This window comes from Ectopseudomonas toyotomiensis, assembly GCF_900115695.1.
GTDB lineage: Bacteria > Pseudomonadota > Gammaproteobacteria > Pseudomonadales > Pseudomonadaceae > Aquipseudomonas > Aquipseudomonas toyotomiensis.
In genome coordinates, this window is the sequence record NZ_FOXK01000006.1 from 286,185 (window position 1) to 302,906 (window position 16,722).

General features: G+C 60.0%; 17 protein-coding genes. 4 read left to right on the forward strand and 13 right to left on the reverse strand.

What is annotated here, in order from left to right:
* Nucleotides 1–89 precede the first annotated feature (89 nt).
* The 13 genes from BM186_RS14435 to BM186_RS14495 form a co-directional block, all read right to left on the reverse strand.
* Nucleotides 90–1,778 carry a flagellar hook-associated protein 3 gene (locus tag BM186_RS14435; RefSeq protein ID WP_074916117.1) on the reverse strand — a complete coding sequence of 563 codons (1,689 nt, stop codon included), beginning with the start codon at nucleotides 1,776–1,778 and terminating at the stop codon, nucleotides 90–92.
* A gap of 68 nt (nucleotides 1,779–1,846) precedes the next feature.
* Nucleotides 1,847–3,892, reverse strand: a complete 2,046-nt coding sequence (gene flgK / locus BM186_RS14440) for a flagellar hook-associated protein FlgK (protein ID WP_074916119.1) — start codon at nucleotides 3,890–3,892, stop codon at nucleotides 1,847–1,849.
* 9 nt (nucleotides 3,893–3,901) lie between these two features.
* Nucleotides 3,902–5,086: a flagellar assembly peptidoglycan hydrolase FlgJ gene (gene flgJ, locus BM186_RS14445; protein WP_074916120.1), complete on the reverse strand. Its 1,185-nt coding sequence runs from the start codon at nucleotides 5,084–5,086 to the stop codon at nucleotides 3,902–3,904.
* 14 nt (nucleotides 5,087–5,100) lie between these two features.
* Nucleotides 5,101–6,180, reverse strand: a complete 1,080-nt coding sequence (locus BM186_RS14450; RefSeq protein ID WP_031306690.1) for a flagellar basal body P-ring protein FlgI — start codon at nucleotides 6,178–6,180, stop codon at nucleotides 5,101–5,103.
* 256 nt (nucleotides 6,181–6,436) lie between these two features.
* Nucleotides 6,437–7,159 carry a flagellar basal body L-ring protein FlgH gene (gene flgH, locus BM186_RS14455; protein WP_074916121.1) on the reverse strand — a complete coding sequence of 241 codons (723 nt, stop codon included), beginning with the start codon at nucleotides 7,157–7,159 and terminating at the stop codon, nucleotides 6,437–6,439.
* Between the two features lie 37 nt (nucleotides 7,160–7,196).
* A complete protein-coding gene (gene flgG, locus BM186_RS14460) occupies nucleotides 7,197–7,982 on the reverse strand; it encodes a flagellar basal-body rod protein FlgG (RefSeq protein WP_072425711.1) in 786 nt (261 codons plus the stop codon).
* Nucleotides 7,983–8,028: 46 nt separating this feature from the next.
* Complete coding sequence (locus BM186_RS14465) at nucleotides 8,029–8,769, reverse strand: flagellar basal body rod protein FlgF (protein WP_074916123.1); 741 nt, start codon at nucleotides 8,767–8,769, stop codon at nucleotides 8,029–8,031.
* Between the two features lie 213 nt (nucleotides 8,770–8,982).
* A complete protein-coding gene (gene flgE, locus BM186_RS14470) occupies nucleotides 8,983–10,353 on the reverse strand; it encodes a flagellar hook protein FlgE (RefSeq protein ID WP_017679139.1) in 1,371 nt (456 codons plus the stop codon).
* Nucleotides 10,354–10,389: 36 nt separating this feature from the next.
* Nucleotides 10,390–11,055, reverse strand: coding sequence for a flagellar hook assembly protein FlgD (flgD, locus tag BM186_RS14475; protein ID WP_074916125.1), 666 nt, complete (start codon nucleotides 11,053–11,055; stop codon nucleotides 10,390–10,392).
* 22 nt (nucleotides 11,056–11,077) lie between these two features.
* Nucleotides 11,078–11,521 carry a flagellar basal body rod protein FlgC gene (gene flgC, locus BM186_RS14480; RefSeq protein ID WP_017679137.1) on the reverse strand — a complete coding sequence of 148 codons (444 nt, stop codon included), beginning with the start codon at nucleotides 11,519–11,521 and terminating at the stop codon, nucleotides 11,078–11,080.
* An 11-nt stretch (nucleotides 11,522–11,532) separates the two neighbouring features.
* The gene (gene flgB, locus BM186_RS14485; RefSeq protein WP_017679136.1) at nucleotides 11,533–11,940 is read right to left on the reverse strand and encodes a flagellar basal body rod protein FlgB; all 408 of its coding nucleotides are present in this window, start codon (nucleotides 11,938–11,940) and stop codon (nucleotides 11,533–11,535) included.
* A 304-nt stretch (nucleotides 11,941–12,244) separates the two neighbouring features.
* Nucleotides 12,245–13,072 (reverse strand): protein-glutamate O-methyltransferase CheR, encoded by an 828-nt coding sequence (cheR, locus tag BM186_RS14490; protein ID WP_059391441.1) that lies wholly within the window; start codon nucleotides 13,070–13,072, stop codon nucleotides 12,245–12,247.
* 43 nt (nucleotides 13,073–13,115) lie between these two features.
* On the reverse strand, nucleotides 13,116–14,048 hold the full coding sequence (locus BM186_RS14495; RefSeq protein WP_074916127.1) for a chemotaxis protein CheV: 933 nt from the start codon (nucleotides 14,046–14,048) through the stop codon (nucleotides 13,116–13,118).
* A gap of 77 nt (nucleotides 14,049–14,125) precedes the next feature.
* Between BM186_RS14495 and flgA the strand changes: the two genes are divergently transcribed.
* From flgA to BM186_RS14515, 4 genes are all read left to right on the forward strand, one after another.
* The gene (gene flgA / locus BM186_RS14500) at nucleotides 14,126–14,884 is read left to right on the forward strand and encodes a flagellar basal body P-ring formation chaperone FlgA (protein WP_074916129.1); all 759 of its coding nucleotides are present in this window, start codon (nucleotides 14,126–14,128) and stop codon (nucleotides 14,882–14,884) included.
* Nucleotides 14,885–15,019: 135 nt separating this feature from the next.
* On the forward strand, nucleotides 15,020–15,355 hold the full coding sequence (gene flgM / locus BM186_RS14505) for a flagellar biosynthesis anti-sigma factor FlgM (protein WP_074916131.1): 336 nt from the start codon (nucleotides 15,020–15,022) through the stop codon (nucleotides 15,353–15,355).
* Nucleotides 15,356–15,405: 50 nt separating this feature from the next.
* Complete coding sequence (locus BM186_RS14510) at nucleotides 15,406–15,873, forward strand: flagella synthesis protein FlgN (protein WP_074916133.1); 468 nt, start codon at nucleotides 15,406–15,408, stop codon at nucleotides 15,871–15,873.
* A gap of 91 nt (nucleotides 15,874–15,964) precedes the next feature.
* Nucleotides 15,965–16,714, forward strand: a complete 750-nt coding sequence (locus BM186_RS14515; RefSeq protein WP_074916135.1) for a flagellar brake protein — start codon at nucleotides 15,965–15,967, stop codon at nucleotides 16,712–16,714.
* Nucleotides 16,715–16,722 lie beyond the last annotated feature (8 nt).

Sequence of the window (16,722 nt, forward strand, 5' to 3'; positions counted from 1 at the left end):
AGGCTACGCCACGCAAAGCCAGCATAGGCCGAACCGAACGCAAGAGAAAAGAATTTGCTACTGGCAGATCACGTCAAGGAGATGAACCCTCAACGCAGTTGATTGAACAGATTCAGCCCGGCGATCTTCACGTAGCTCTGCTGCGCCGCCTCGAGAATGATGGTCTGGAACGACAGCCGCGACAATGCCTCGGCATAGTCGAGTTCGCGTAACTCGGCCTGCACGGACTTGTTCACCAGTGTCACGTCCTCATTGTCGACGCTGGTGGTGTCGATCATGTTGAGGCGCGCGCCGATCTCGGTCTGCACTTCCAGCACGTTGCCCATGCCGTTGTCGAGATTCTTCAGGGCGATGGCCACTTCATCGCGCACGCCCAGGTTGCCCGCCGGCGATGTCGGCGAGGACTCCAGTGCCTGGCGCAAGCGCGAAATGGTGTTGAGGATGCTGCGTTGTTCCTGAAACTGCGGTTTCACACCGAACTCGTCGCCGCCAGCGGCGGCAGCTGGACCGGAAAGGGTGAACTCGGCGCCATAGACGGTGAAGCTGGCCGGATAAGGGCCGGTGACCGTTCCGGTCGTCAGCACAGGGCTATTGGGGCCCACCGGCTGGGCGTACACCTCGTAGTTGCTGTCGTCGGTGAAACGCAGCACCACACCCGAAGTCGGGAACTGGCTGTCGAAAACAGCCTGGTTGACGATGTTGCCCCCTGCTACAACAGCGGCAGAGCCATTGGTGGAAGCGCGGGTAGCAGCGAACTCGGTGGGCGCCGACTGCAGCGTGAAACTATGGGTGCCGATACCTGGCGAACCCGCCGTCGCAGGCGGCTGGATATCGGCCAGCAGATTGTCCAGATCCAGGGCGTTGTCGCCCTCTTTCAAGACAACATCGAGCTGAAAACGCATGCCGCGGAAGTTGATGACGTTACCGCCATTGACCAGCGGATCGATCTTGCCGCCGCCGGGAATCTCGGACGTGACATCGGCACCACTGGCGTCGTAGATGCGGAACTCGGTGCCACTGACGAAGGCCAGCGAATAGGGCTCGCCGCCGCGGAAATCGGAGTTGAATGCGCGGTTGTCCTCGACCAGGCCCGGCGAGATGAATACTCGCTGTTCATCGGCGGGCACCGCCGGAATGGTGGTCGCAGGCAGGGGCGGCGACGGCAGTGCCGGGTTATTGACTCCATTGCCGTTGGCCACACGATTGGCGTTGGTGACATCCTCGAACAGGCGCTTGCCATTGTCGTTGATCGCCACGTTGGTAGAGCTGGCCACCTGCAGCGTCCGCTGCCCTTCGTCGCCGAAGTACGAGTAGGTGCCATCCGGGTTACGCACGAACGGCTCGTTCTTGCCTAGGAACCCGGAGAACAGATACTCGCCACGGGCGTTGCGGCTGTTCATCAGATTGAGTAGCTCGGCCTCACGCTCGGCAAGCTCCTTGGCGATGGAGTTGCGATCCTCCGATGAGAGCGAACCGCCACCGGCCCGCACCGCCAGCTCACGCACGCGCTGCAACACGGTATTGACCGAATTAAGCGTGGTCTCTTCCTGAGTCAGACTGTTCTTCGCGGCTGTCAGGTTGTCGCTGTATTGCTTGAGCACCGCCTGTTGCTGCTCGAGCTGCAGCAGGCGCACCGAGGCCACCGGATCATCCGCCGGGGTCAGGATGCGGTTGCCGCTGCTGATCTGCTCCTGGGTGCGAATCAGGTTCGAATAGTTGCGACCCAGGCCGGAAACGCCGTTATTGAACGCCTGAATGGATGAGATGCGCATGACCATGGGGCTTGCCTCTTGCAACGCCTGTCATCTGTACAGGCCGCGCCTTCCCGAACTCGGGAAAGCGACTATCAGAATGTATTGATCAGAGTATCGAACAGGTTACGCGCAACTTGAATGATCTGCGCGGATGCCTGGTAGTACTGCTCGAACTGGATCAGTTTGGCCGCTTCTTCATCGAGATTGACCCCGGAAACCGAGTCGCGGTTATCGGTGGCCTGCTTGAGAATTGCGCCGGTCGCCTCGCCGTCCACTCGTGCCTGGCTGGTGAGCGTACCGACCCGTTCCACCAGGTCGCCATATGAGTCGGAAAAGCTCGAGCCCGTGGTATCGGGCGCCGCCGGATTAACCCCGATAACGGCTTTGTTCTGCAAGTTGACCAGATTCAGCGCATTACGGTTATCCGATACGCCGTTGGTATTGAACGATACCGAGAAGTTGTCGCCGCCAGAGGGTCGACCACTGATGGTCACCTGATAGTCGAAAGCCGCGGGAACCGCAGGTGGGTTGGCCGGTACGCTGATGGTCAGCGCGTTATCCTGCCCCGGAACGATGCTGCCGGTGTCGATCACGTTGCCGTTGATATCGACCACGTCATAGCTCTGCGTCGCTCCGCCGCCCGCCCCCATCACGATGCGCAGCGGCGGCGCGTTGCGCAGGCTGGTCTCCAGATCCGCCTGTGCGGCCGGATCGTAGATGTTGATTTCGGTCAGCAGCTTCGGCTGAGTGATCTTGCCGGTGCCGATGTTGGCCGGACTGGTTTCGGCCTTGAGCGGCGCAGCGAAAGCCAGTTCCTCGGGATTCTTCATGTCCGCACGAACATCACGGCCGGCGTTGCGGGTCGGCATCACCAGGAAGCGATCACCGGCAGCGAAGGTGCCACTGGCCACGCCGAGGGAGAAACCGTCCACTTCAGGCGCAGGTACGGTGGTGATGTCGAACGTCGCCGGGGTCGGCGGAAACAGCGTGCCATCGGACGTTCGGCGAATCACGTACTCGGTGGCACTGGTGAATTGCACCTCGTAGTCACTGGTGGTCAAGCGCGAGGTATCGGTGAGCGTGACGTTGAGGTTGGCGTTGGGGTCGCTGTTGCCAACCCGCGCCAGGCTGCGCTGACTGAGCAGCGCAGGGTCATTGATCGAACGGAACAGCTCGTTGCCGAACTGACCGTTGAGATCCAGCCCCTGCCCCAGTTGCCGGTTGATCTGGTCGGCGACCGACAGCGCCAGGCGCCCTACGGCATTGAGCGAAGTATCCAGCACGTCCTCGCGGTAGCGCAGCAGGCCGCCCATTTCACCACCTGTGATCAGCGAGGTGACGTTCTGCCGCGAATTGCCGCTGACGAACTGCACCTCGTGCCGCAGCGGATCGGCCTGCCCTGGCACCACTTCGAGCCGGGCGGCCTGCTTGCCGACGACCAGCGGCTGGCCGGAGCCGATGAACAGGTTGTAGCTGCTGTCGTCCTGCGGAACCACGGTCACGCCAACGAACTCGGAAAGCTTGCGCACCGCCTCTTCACGCGCATCGAGCAGATCGTTCGGCGCCTGCCCGTTGGACGCGGCTACAGCGATCGCGTCGTTGTATCCCGCAATAGCGGTGGCCAACTGATTGACCTGATCGGTAACCGCCGACAGTTGCTTGTTGATGAACGCGTTCTGCTCGTTCAGGCGGTCGTAAACGGTATTGAAACGCTTGGCCAGCCCTTCCGCTTCCGACAGCGCCAGCTGCCGCGCAGGTATGTTGGCCGGGTCTTCGGCTGCGGTCTGCAGGGCCGAGAACAGTTTCTGCAATCCCGGGGTGATCCCGGTGTTGCTGCCAGCGAGCAGAGAGTCGAGCTGGTTGATCTGGCTCAGGTACGCCTTGGTGTCGCTGTTCAGCGCGGTGCTGCTGCGCACCTGGGTATTGAGGAACTCGTTGTAGATGCGACGAACATCAGTCAGGGTCGTACCCGAGCCGATATAGCCCGCGCCACTGAATTGCGGCGTGCGTGTGGCCTGAATCGTCTCCTGACGGGAGAAGCCAGGCGTATTGACGTTGACGATATTATGGCCGGTAACAGCCAGCGAAGTCTTGTTCGCCGCCAGGCCCGAAAGGCCTATGTTCAATAGGTCAGCCATGATTCAACCTCAAGTCCTTGTGGTGGCGCTATCGGCAGCGGCGATTGCTTGATAGGTCTGCATCTTGCGAGCGATCTGCGAGATCTTGCGGGCATAGTTCGGATCGGTGGCGTAACCAGCCTGCTGCAGTTCCTTGACGAAACGCTCCGGATTTTCGGTGACGTTCAGCGCTTTCTCGTAGCGACCGTTGTTCTGCAGGAAACTGACGTAATCGTCGAAGCTCTGCGCATAGGAGTCATAGGCACGGAAGCTGGCCGCTTCCTTGACCGCCTTGCCACCCTTGTATTCGGTGGTCAGCACGCGGGCCGATTCGCCCTCCCAGCTGCCATGGGACTTGATGCCGAACAGGTTGTGACTGCTCTCGCCATCACGGGTGCGGATGATCGACTTGCCCCAACCGGTTTCCAGCGCGGCCTGGGCCACCAGGTAACGCGGGTCGACACCGATCTTCTCGGCAGCGGCTTCCGCCATCGGCAGCATGGTGGCGACGAATTCCTGCGGTGAGCTGAATGCAGCTTTGCCCGGCGCCAGCGGCGGTTGAGCAATACGACGGCCCGTCAATGCATCGCTATTGCCAAGACTAAGGCCGCGATCTTTGGGCGCGGCGCTGGCCTGCGCCGGAATCCAGTCACTGCCGGCCAGGGTCTTGCCCTCGCCCTCTGCAGCCGATGGCACGATACCGGCCAACAGGCGGTCCGCCAATTTGCCCGGCACGGAGAGGCGACGGCGATTGAGCAGCGCCACGTCATCACGGAAGCCTTCGCTAGTGGCGACCTTGTCAGCCTTCGACTCGCTCACTGCTGCGACCGGTTGCTCGATCTGCGCGAAGGGGTTTGGGCGGCTCGACGGCTGCTTGATCTTCGACATCTGCCGCACCAGCACATCAGCCAGACCGATACCGCGCCCTTCCTTGGAGAGCGTCACCGCCAGCTGCTGGTCGTGCATGTCCTGATAGGTCTTGCTCTCGTTGCTGTTCATGAAATTGCCCTCGCCGAACGCGGCGTTGGCCGAACGCATGGCCTTGAGCATTTCATTCATGAACAGCGATTCGAACTCCTGTGCCACCTTGCGGATGTTCTGCTCGGTGTCACCGCCCACCTTGAACTGGTTGAGGCGGTTCAGGTCGGTGAAGGCGCCACTGTCGATCGGGCTTTTACCGCCTGCCAGCAGACCGGCTGAGAGTCGAGAATCCATATCGGCAATCCTCCTCAGATCACGATCAGGTCGGCCTGAAGAGCGCCGGCTTGCTTGAGCGCCTCCAGGATGGCCATCAGGTCGGAGGGCGCTGCGCCCACCTGGTTAACCGCGCGGACAATCTCGTCCAAGCTGGTACCAGGGCCGAACTTGAACATCGGTTTGGCCTCTTCCTCGGCGCCCACGCGCGAGCGCGGGACCACCGCGGTCTGTCCGCCGGAAAATGCCTCGGGCTGGCTGACGATGGGGTCTTCGGTAATGGTCACGGTCAGGCTGCCGTGCGTCACTGCAGCCGGCTGTACCTTGACGTCCTGACCAATGACGATGGTGCCGGTACGCGAGTTGATGATGACCTTGGCCACCGCTTTACCTGCCTCGACCTGCAGGTTCTCGAGGATCGACAGATAGTCGACGCGCTGATTCGGGTCGAGCGGTGCGCTGACACGAATCGAGCCGCCATCGATGGCCTGGGCCACGCCAGGGCCAAGCAGGTCGTTGATCTGATCGACGATATTCTTCGCCGTGGTGAAGTCAGGACGGTTGAGGTTCAAAGTCAGGTAATTGCCCTGATCGAAACCACTCGGCACCGGACGCTCGACGGTAGCCCCCCCGGGGATGCGCCCGGCGGACGGCACGTTGACGGTGATGCGCGAACCGTCGGCACCACTGGCATCGAAACCACCGACCACCAGGTTGCCCTGGGCGATGGCGTAGACGTTACCGTCGATGCCCTTGAGCGGCGTCATCAACAGGCTGCCACCGCGCAGGCTCTTGGCGTTGCCGATGGAGGAGATGGTGATGTCGATGGTCTGTCCCGGCTTGGCGAACGCCGGCAGATCAGCATGCACCGATACGGCCGCGACGTTCTTCAGCTGTACGTTGCCGCCTGGCGGCACCTTGATGCCGAACTGCGCCAGCATGTTGTTGAAGGTCTGCACGGTAAAGGGGGTTTGCGTGGTCTGGTCGCCGCTGCCATTGAGGCCAACAACCAGGCCGTAACCGATCAACTGGTTGCTGCGCACACCCTGGATCGATGCCAGGTCCTTCAAGCGCTCGGCCTGAGTCGGCAAGCTCAGCAACAGGCACGCCAGCATGGTTGCCAGCAATAGCCAGTCGTTGGCACCACGGCGGCGATAGCCGCGATGAGCGACGGCAAACTGTCGACGGCACGCCCCGGCCTGTGCCGACTCACTGCCATGAACTCGCGCACCTCGCTTGGTAGCCGTGCTCACAGCGAAGGCCTTGCGCGCCGAACCGCTGGTCGTCACTCGCGCGTACCAGTTGGACAGGTGCTCGAGTAACAGGGACGGCGAATGAGTCAGCCAGGTTTTCATCTACAGTTCCCCGCGATCAGAACGGCCACAGCGGGCTCATGAAGAAACGACTCATCCAGCCGGGCTGACTGGCGTCGGCGAAGGCGCCAGTCCCGGAATAGGTGATGCGCGCATCGGCAACCCGCGTGGAAGACACGGTGTTGTCAGTGGAAATGTCGTCGGCACGCACCAGCCCGGAGATACGCATCAGCTCATCGCCGGTATTGAGCGTCATCCACTTCTCGCCACGCACGGCCAGAATGCCGTTGGGCAGCACTTCAGCGACGGTCACGGTGACCGAGCCAGACAAGCTGTTGCTCTGCCCTGCCTGACCAGAGCCTGTGGCGTCACGCTGGGAATTCCAGCTCGAATCCAGGCTCAGGTTGTTGTTGGTCATACCCAGGGCGCTGAGGCTGCGCAGCGGGTTGTCCGGGGCGACGGCCATGCCGAACAGGTTGGGCACGCCGAGGGTTCCGCTGCTGTCTTTCTGCAGATTGCTGTTGGCGTTCTTGCTGGCCTGGGTGCGCTCATTCAAGGTGATGGTGATGATGTCGCCCACGCGGAAAGCCTTGCGGTCGTCATACAGGCCATTTTCGAAGCCAGCCTGGTAGATCGAACCATTGTTCTGTGCAGCCGGCAGCGGCGTACGTGGCAACACTGGCGCGTAATAGGGATCGTCCGGCTTGGCTGTCGGTGCCATGCAGCCGCTGGAGAGCAGCACGCCAGCCAACAGAGGGAAACAGAGAATTTGCCGGTTCATAACCACTACCTCGCGGCGTTCAAAACAGTGTCAAAAATCAGAGGTTCTGCGTCACGAACGACAGCATCTGATCAGCGGTGGAAATCACCTTGGAGTTCATCTCGTAAGCGCGCTGGGTGGTGATCATGTTCACCAACTCTTCCACCACGCTGACGTTGGAGTTTTCCAGGGTGTTCTGCAGCGTGGTGCCAAGGCCATTGAGGCCCGGGTTGCCCACCTGCGGCGCGCCACTGGAGCCGGTCTCCAGGAACAGGTTGTTACCGATGGCTTCCAGGCCAGCAGGGTTGACGAAGTCGGCCAGCTGGATATTGCCGATGATCTGCGGCTGCGGATTGCCGGTGGTGGTCACCGAGACAGTGCCGTCCTCACCGACGGTGAAGGTGCGCACTTCGTTCGGCAGGACGATCGCCGGTTCCAGGGCAAAGCCTTGGGAAGTGACGATCTGCCCATCGGAATTCAGATGAAAGCTGCCATCACGGGTATAGGAAACGGTGCCATCGGGCTGCAGGATCTGGAAGAAACCACGGCCATTGACCGCCATGTCCAGCGGCTGCTCGGTCGTTTGCAGGCTGCCGGCGGTGAAGATCTTCTGCGTACCCACCACGCGCACACCGGTGCCGAGCTGCAAACCTGAGGGCAACTCGCTGTCCTGGCTGGACTGGCCACCTGGCTGACGACGGATCTGATAGAGCAGATCCTCGAACTCGGCGCGATCACGCTTGAAGCCGGTGGTCGCCACGTTGGCCAGGTTGTTGGAAATGGTGGTCAGGTTCATGTCCTGAGCGGACAAACCGGTCTTGCTGACCCACAGTGCCGGAAGCATATCGATTCTCCTCGGGCGCCGGTTTTACGGCGCCGCGTGCTGGTAATTAGCTAATTTGCAAAACCCGCGCCATGGCCGACGAGTTGTCCTCGGCGGTGCGCATCATCTTCACCGACAGCTCGAACTGACGGGACAGGGAAAGGATGGCGGTCATCTCTTCAACGGCGTTGACGTTGCTCGCCTCGAGGAAACCCGACGTCACCTGAACGGTCGCATCGGCCTCTATCTCGGGCTGGCCCTTGACGCGGATCAGGCCATCGGTGCCCTTCTCCATGCTTTTCGGATCAGGGTTGACCAACTTGATACGGTCGACTTCAGCCAATACGTTGGGATCTTCACCAAGCGCACGAATACTGATGGTGCCGTCCTGGCCAATCTCCACCTTCTGCTCTGGCGGCACGGCAATCGGCCCGGCATTGCCCATGGCCGGCAAACCATTGCCGGTACGCAGTATTCCCAGAGCATCGATGTTCAGGCTGGCAGTGCGTACGTAGGCCTCACCGCCATCGGGCGCCTGCACGGCGATCCAGCCCTTGCCACCAATGGCAACATCAAGATCACGACCGGTTTCCTGCAGCGAGCCCGGGCGAAAATCCGTAGCCGGACGCTCGCTCATGGCGAATACACGTGCCGGATAGCTCTCACCGAACAGCGGCATGGAGCGCGCCTGCTCGAAATCGCGACGAAAACCCGAGGTGGAAACGTTCGCCAGGTTATTGGCGTGGGCGCGCAGAGCCAGTGTGTTGTTCTGCGCTCCGGTCATGGAGACGTACAGCATCTTGTCCATGGTAATTCTCCGAGTGGGCGACACGCCCTTGGCTCTTTGCAGTGATTACAGCAAGCGCCGTGCCAGTCTCTGAAAATTAACGCAAGATACTGATTTAAAATGACTTTATAAATAAGTCAGGATCACAAAGGAAAGCCGGCGGCGGGGTTTTGCCGGCCCTGAAACGGCAAAAGCGGCAAGCCAGGCTTGCCGCTTTGTTTCAGCCCAAGCCCATCAACGCAGGTTGATGATGGTCTGGGTAATGGCACTTTCGGTTTCGATGGTCTTGGCATTGGCCTGGTAGTTGCGCTGCGCCACGATCAGGTTCACCAATTGATCCGACAGCTCGACGTTGGAGTCTTCCAGCGCACCTGCCTGCAGAGCACCCAGGGTACTGCTGCGCGGCGTGCCAATCACCGGCTCACCGGATTCGAACGACTGCGCCCACGCCGTCTTGCCTACCGGAGTGAGCCCCTGGACGTTGGCGAAGTTCGCCAGCAGCACCTGCCCCTGCACCTTGGACTGGCCGTTGGTGTAACGGGCGAAGATCACCCCGGTGTCATCGATCTCGATACCAGCCAATTGGCCCGTGGTGTAGCCATCCTGACTGACGGCGTTGACTCCAAAGGAGGCGGCGTACTGGGTTGAGCCACGCATGTCGAAGGTGAAGGCCTCACTGTCAGCACCGTTGGGCACCATGGTCCCGGGGTTGACCGGATCCTTCTCGGCCGGCACCCAATCGGTATCCGCCAGCGCGAAGATGCCATTGGGCGTACCCACCGGAATGGCCGGTGCATCCAGCGCCGGGTTGGCCGGCGTGCTGGCCAGCGGCGTGATGGCCGGCGTAGCCAACTGACCTGCGGCATCGTAGTTCACCGCATAGCTGTAAGGCTGAGTACTACTCGGATCACGCGGATTGACCCCATCGATCAACACATGCATGACCCAGCCGTTGTTGGCCGGCGCTTCGTTCTTGACAAAGTATTGGGTCATCACGTGGGCGTTGCCCTGAGAGTCGTAAATATTGGTCGAAGTGGACCAGTTGAAAGACTTCGAATCGCTCGGGTCGAAGGTCGGCGCCGCCATGGTTCCTGCGTTAGCAGGCCGTACCGCATTGGAGTTCAGGTTGAGGCGCTGGGTAACACTGGTAGTAGCCCGGGGCTCTTGCTGACCGGCACTGATGCGCAGATCAGACTGCACCGGCAGGATGTTGCCGCTGTCATCAGCCGCGTACCCCTGCAGGCGGTAACCGAAGTTGTTGACGATGTAGCCATCGCGATCCGTACCGAAGTAACCAGCACGGGTATAGCCAATCTCGCCATTGTTGCTGGTCACAAAGAAGCCGTTGCCATTGATGGCCAGATCCAGAGCGTTGTTCGTGTAGTTGACGTTACCCTGGTTGAACAGCTGCGATACGTCTGCCAGCAGCACACCACTACCCTGCGCATTCTTGCCGGTGCCCAGAACGGAAGCGGCATAGACATCGGCGAACTCGGCACGCGACTGCTTGAAACCTGCAGTACCGGCGTTGGCGATGTTGTTGCCGGTGACGTTGAGGTCGCTGGTCGCGGCACGCAAGCCGCTGAGACCAATATTGAACGACATGGAAGACTCCTTTGCCGGAACTGCCGGCGGCAATAGTTATTGGCCGATGACCTGCACTTGAGAAAGCGGAACGCTGCCCAGACCGGCGAGGTTGAGCATCAGCTCACTGCCGCCCAGGGTGACGCTGTCGACGTTAGCCGGCAGCAGGGTGTACAGCCCCTTGGTTTCACTACCGTAGGTGGCCTGCGCCTCGAACTTGTAGGTGCCCGGCGGCGCCACGTTGCCGTCGGAATCCTTGCCGTCCCAGATGAAGCTGACGTTGCCGGCAGCCTGTTCGCCAAGGTTGATACGGGTAACCAACGCCCCCGAATTGTCATAGACGTTGACGTACACGTTGCTGCTGCTGACCGGCAAAATAGTGCTGGCCTTGAAACTTTCACTGGTATCGACCACCGCCTTCTCGCTCGGCACGATCACTTTGCGGCCGACCAGAGAAGACGCCTGCAATGCCTGCGAAGACTGGAAGCTGGAAAGCATCGAGCCCATGCTGGTGTTGAGCTTCTCGATGCCTTCGACCTGGCTGAATTGCGCCAACTGGGCGATGAACTCACCATTGCCCTGAGGCTCCAGCGGGTTCTGGTTGTTGAGTTGGGCCACCAGCAAGTTGAGGAACTCGTTCTTGCCGAGGTCATTGCTCTTCGGTGCGTCCTGTTTGTGCTGGTACTGATCCAGTACCGAGCTCGTGCCGTTTACGGTGCTCATACCCTGATTTCCTCGTCTCGTCTTACTGACCCAGGGTCAGCACGCGCTGCAGCATCTGTTTGGCGGTATTCATCATTTCAACGTTGGTCTGGAAGGCGCGGCTGGCAGAAATCATGTCGGCCATTTCCTCGACCACGTTGACGTTCGGGTAGTAGACATAGCCGTCAGCGTTGGCCATCGGGTGATCAGGCTCATAGCGTGGCATCAGGCTGCTCTGATCCTCGATCACGCCCAGCACCTGCACACCACGCCCGGCCTCATCCTGTTCAGCGAACAGCGAGCCGCGGTCGCCGCCTTGAGCATTCTGAAATACGGTGGCGAATACTGGGTGGCGAGCGCGGTAGGTCTGATCCAGGCTCGAGGAAACGGTCTCGGCGTTGGCAATGTTGCTGGAAATGGTGTTCAGGCGAGTGCTCTGGGCGCTCATGCCGGTTCCGGCGATGTTGAAAACACTGGCAAGGGACATGGTCGCGCTCCTTATTCGCCGCGCAGGGCACTGGTCAGCCCTTTGAATTTGCTATTGAGAAAGGTGAAGCTGGCCTGAAACTGCACCGAGTTCTCGGCGTAGTTCGATTGCTCGATCTGCAGGTCGACGGTGTTCTGATCCAGCGACGCGTGGAACGGCGTGCGATAAGGCAGTTCAGCGTCACCGCTGCTGACGCCTTCGGCCGGAATGTGGCGGCTATCGGTGCGGTTCAGGGAAACGCCACCGCGCTGCATGCGATTGCTTTGCTCGGCCAGGACGCTGGCGAAGTCCAGATCGCGAGCCTTGTAGTTCGGCGTATCGGCGTTGGCGATATTGTTGGCCAGCACCTCGGCGCGCTGGGCGCGAAAGCCGAGGGCCTGTTCGTGAATGCCGAGTGCTCTGCCGAAGTTGATGCTCATGTTCCGAACCTTTGCCGCTTGGGCCATGTGGTCACTGTTGTGAGCTATTCAGCAAAGGCTGTGCCAATTTATTTAATTCAATAAAATCAATACTTTAATAGCAATCAAGCGGAAAAATAACGGCAAAGCGGCAAGGCTTTACCGCCTACGGGCAAGCAAGCGGCAAAGCCAACCGGACAGATTGCCGCCCCGCCGAACCCTGGGGTGCGCGATGTGTTCAGCCGGGGGACATGGTTTTCAGAGCACAGAAACGCAAACGGGAGGCCAAAGGCCTCCCGTTGCTGATACCAAACATGCCTTGTGCCTATTTGGCCTTGTAGATGATCCCAGGACTGCACTGCACCATCTGGTACTTGTCCGGCAGGCCATTGAGCGCTTCGGAGGCGCCGAGGAACAGATAACCGCCCGGTTTCAACGTGGCGTGGATGCGCGTGAGGATGTCCTTCTTCACTTCTGCCGAGAAGTAGATCAGCACGTTGCGGCAGAAGACGATGTCGAATTTGCCCAATGCCGCGTAGCTATCCAGCAAATTCAGTGGGCGAAACTCGACACGGCTCTTGATCGGCGCCTTGACCTGCCAACGCCCTGGTCCCTTGGGGTCGAAGTAGCGTTGCAAACGCTCCTGCGAAAGGCCTCGCCCCATGGCAAGGCTGTCGTACTCGCCGGATTTGCAATTGGTCAGCATCGACGGCGAAAGGTCGGTGGCAACGATCTGCACACCTGCCTTGAGCTGACCGAGGTTGGTGCGCTCGAACTCATCGATGGACATCGACAGCGAGTAAGGCTCCTGGCCGGACGAGCAAGCCGCCGACCAAATACGCAGGCGCTGGGCCGGGTAAGCCTTGATCAATTCCGGCAGCACGCGGTTCTTGAGAACCTCGAAGGGATAAGTGTCACGAAACCACAGGGTCTCGTTGGTGGTCATGGCATCTACGACCTGCTCGCGCAGCCCTCCGCGCGGCTGGCTTTGCATACGCTGCACCAGCTCACCCAGGGTCTTGATGCCGTTCTGTTCCATCAGCTTGTTCAGACGGCTGGAGACCAGGTACTGCTTGTTGCTGCCAAGCAGAATACCGCAGGCCTTTTCCAGGAAAGTCCGGAACTGCTCGAAATCCAAATTACCTGAAGACACTAGTGCCGCCTCTGCAACCATAACGTTCGCCGAAGGTTACCCTTCAGCCCCCATCCGATACACGAATGCGATCGACCACACGCGCCGCCAGATCATCTGGCTTGAACTTGGCGAGGAAGTCATCAGCGCCGACCTTCTTCACCATCGCCTGGTTGAACACACCGGAAAGCGAAGTATGCAGGAGGATATGCAGCTTCTGCATGCGCGGATCGCTACGAATCTCCGTAGTCAGCGTATATCCGTCCATCTCGGGCATCTCGATGTCGGAAATCAGCATCAGCAGTTCCTTGTCGGGATTACGCCCCTCGTCCGCCATTTTCTTGAGGTAATTGAGTGCCTCGCGGCCATCGTTCAGCGCCGTCACCTCGACGCCAACAGTCTGCAGGCAGCGCGAAACCTGTTTGCGCGCCACCGAGGAGTCATCGACGATCAGCACATGCTTGGTCACCGCCTGACTCTGCACCTGATCATCGATGACGCCAGCGGAGATCACCTCCGAGGTCGGCGCGACTTCGGCAAGAATCTTCTCGACATCGATGATCTCTACCAACTGCTGGTCGAGCCGCGTGACTGCTGTCAGGTAGTGATCGCGTCCGGTGCCCTTGGGTGGCGGATGGATCTCCTCCCAATTCATGTTGACGATACGTTCGACCGAACGCACCAGAAAACCCTGAACCTTGGTGTTGTACTCGGTGATGATCACGAAGCTGGTCTTCAGATCTTCCAGCGCGGTACGGCCGGTAGCGATGGAAAGATCGAGAATCGGAATGGTACCCCCACGAATGTTGGCCACCCCCCGCACCACCGGACTTGATTTGGGCATGATGGTGAGATTCGGGCACTGCAGCACCTCTTTCACCTTGAATACATTGATACCGTAAAGCTGTGGGCCTTCCAGGCGGAACAGCAACAACTCCAAGCGGTTCTGTCCCACCAGCTGAGTGCGCTGGTTAACCGAATCCATCAACCCGGCCATGCCCGGACTCCTTCTTGTCTAGTAACGCCTACCCCATTGAGCCTAGCAGGCGGCACGGGGCTTGCTTTGCATTGCTCATGAAGCAGAGAACGTCATCATTCCGTCAGCTACTGGCAAAGTGCCTTACCCCTTTGCCCGTTTTACTCGCTTTGCCGACACTCGGCTACAGCGCTACGGCGGCCGCCACCTTCACCAGCACTGAACAGCTTATCGGCGCCACCGAGGCCTTTCTTGAGCAGGCGACCACTGAATATCTACAGCGTAGCGAAATTCAGGGCCGCCATGAGATTCGCGTCAATCGTCTCGACCCGCGGTTACGCCTGCCCCTGTGCGATCAGCCGCTGACCACCACGCTGGAAAGCCCGGCGCAACCACTGGGCCGCGTCACCACTCGCGTGCGTTGCGACGGCAGCGCCCCCTGGACCGTATTCGTGCCGGCTGAAGTGCGGTTGTATCGGCCAATCGTCGTGCTGACTCGCCCCCTCAAGCGCATGAGCGTAGTCAAGGCTGCAGATTTGAGCCTGGTGGAACGCGATATCGGGCAACTGGGTCAGAACTTCCTGACCGACCCGACGCAGGCAATCGGCAAGAAATTGACACGACAACTCGGTAGTGACCAGATTCTTCTTTCGACTCATCTGCAAGTAGCCGAGGTCATTCGGCGCGGCGATCAGGTGGTGATCAGCGCTCGCGGCGCTCGCGTGAGTGTCCGTATGCCCGGCGAAGCCCTGACCGATGGCGCTCCAGGCGAACAGATCAACGTGCGCAACCTGCGTTCGCAGCGAGTCGTTCGAGCCCGCGTGGTCGGGCCTGGTCAAGTGGAAGTACCCATGTAGGCATGTTTCTTGTAGCGCAAAGACGTGGCGATTCCCTACACTGTTCAACGACGCGATGAAATTAATCCTAAAGTTTTTCCGGCAGCAGCCGAGAAGCATGGCAAGCGTCCACCATATCGTCCGAGGTTCTGCATCATGGTCATCGACTTCAACCGGCTGAACAATGCCAATACGCCCGCCAATGCGGGACGTACCGGCGCAACTCAGGCTGGCAATCGCAATGAGTCGGCACAACCGAACAAGGCGCCTGTCACCGGTAACGATGAACAAACCAACGCCAAGAGCGGCGAATCGGTGCAACTGAGCCGTGAGGCACAACAGTTGCAAACAATCGGCGAGAAGCTGCGTGATCAGCCCATCGTCAACAAGGAGCGTGTGGCCCAGCTGAAACAGGCCATCGCTGATGGCAGCTATCAGGTCGACAGCAAACGCGTCGCCCAGAAACTGCTCGACTTCGAATCCCAGCGCTAGTCTCAGGGCTGCGCTGGGGGTGTTGGACGCCCGACCCCCAAGAGCCCGCCATGAATGACACAGCCTTGCTTGACCTCTTCACCAACGATATCGGCACTGCCGAGCAATTGCTTGAGCTGATCGATAACGAATTCCAGGCACTCACCGAGCGCGACCTGCCGCGCCTCGATAGCCTTCTCAACGAAAAACAACCTCTGCTTGCCCTGCTTCAGCAGCATGGCAACGACCGCAGCCGCCTGCTGCAAAGTGCCGGCCTGAGTGCTGATCGCGAAGGACTCAACGCGCTGGCGAGCAAGTCCTCCGTGGGCGATCAACTGCTGGCGCGCAGCGAGGAGTTGTCCGCTCTGCTGCAGCGTTGCCAGGAGGCCAATCTGCGCAATGGGCGTTTGATTCGCGCCAACCAGGCCTCGGTCGGCAGCGTCCTCGGCATTCTGCGTGGCGGAGAGACCCCGGGCCTCTATGACAGCCGCGGCAGTGCCGCTAGAATCGCGCAGCAAAGGCCGCTCAGCCAGGCCTGAGCCATTCCCCCAACAAAAAGCACAGGGACATGCAGGCACTATGCCAGTATGCTAGTGCCGTTGTAGTCCATGACTCGGAGAGTTCCGAACTGTGTCCAGCGCGTTCAACGACGAGAGCGGTCCTCAACCGCCCAAGGTGCTCAAGACATCCGTCGAGATCATTGCCACCCTACGTCAATTGCAACAGAACCATGACCCCCTGGTTATCCAATTCAAGGATCGTGGCCAGCGTTTTCAAAGTTACCTTGTCGAAATCGATAAAGACCGTGCGCGCTTAGCGCTGGACGAGATCATCCCTACCGATGGCGAACGTTTTCTCAAGCAAGGCGAAACCTTCAACGTCGAGGCGTTCCGCGACGGGGTGCGAGTAGCCTGGACCTGTGATCACGACGTGCAGCTTGGCGAACTCGAGGGAGCCCCCTGCTACTGGGCACCGCTGCCCACCGAAGTGATCTATCACCAGCGCCGCAGCGCCTTCCGTGCGCAGTTGAAGCAAAGCGATCTGGTCAAGGTCGTACTCAGCGGCGACAAGCTGCGCGAACCGCTGTCAGGTCATCTGCTGGACATCTCGGCCACCGGCTGCAAACTGCGTTTCGCCGGCAACCTCAGCCAGCAATTGAACAATGGCCAGGTACACGAGCGACTCACCGCCTATCTGCCCTTCGGCAACATGACCTGCGCCGTGGAGTTACGCCACGTGCAATACGAGGACAAGGTCGACATGACGTTCGTCGGCACTCGTTTTCATCGCCTGAACGGCCTGGAGCAACGCCAGGTCGAGCGCTTCGTCTATCAGCTGCAACGCGAGGCGCGTCGCACCGAGAGCGACGGCCCCTTCTGACCCGCGCA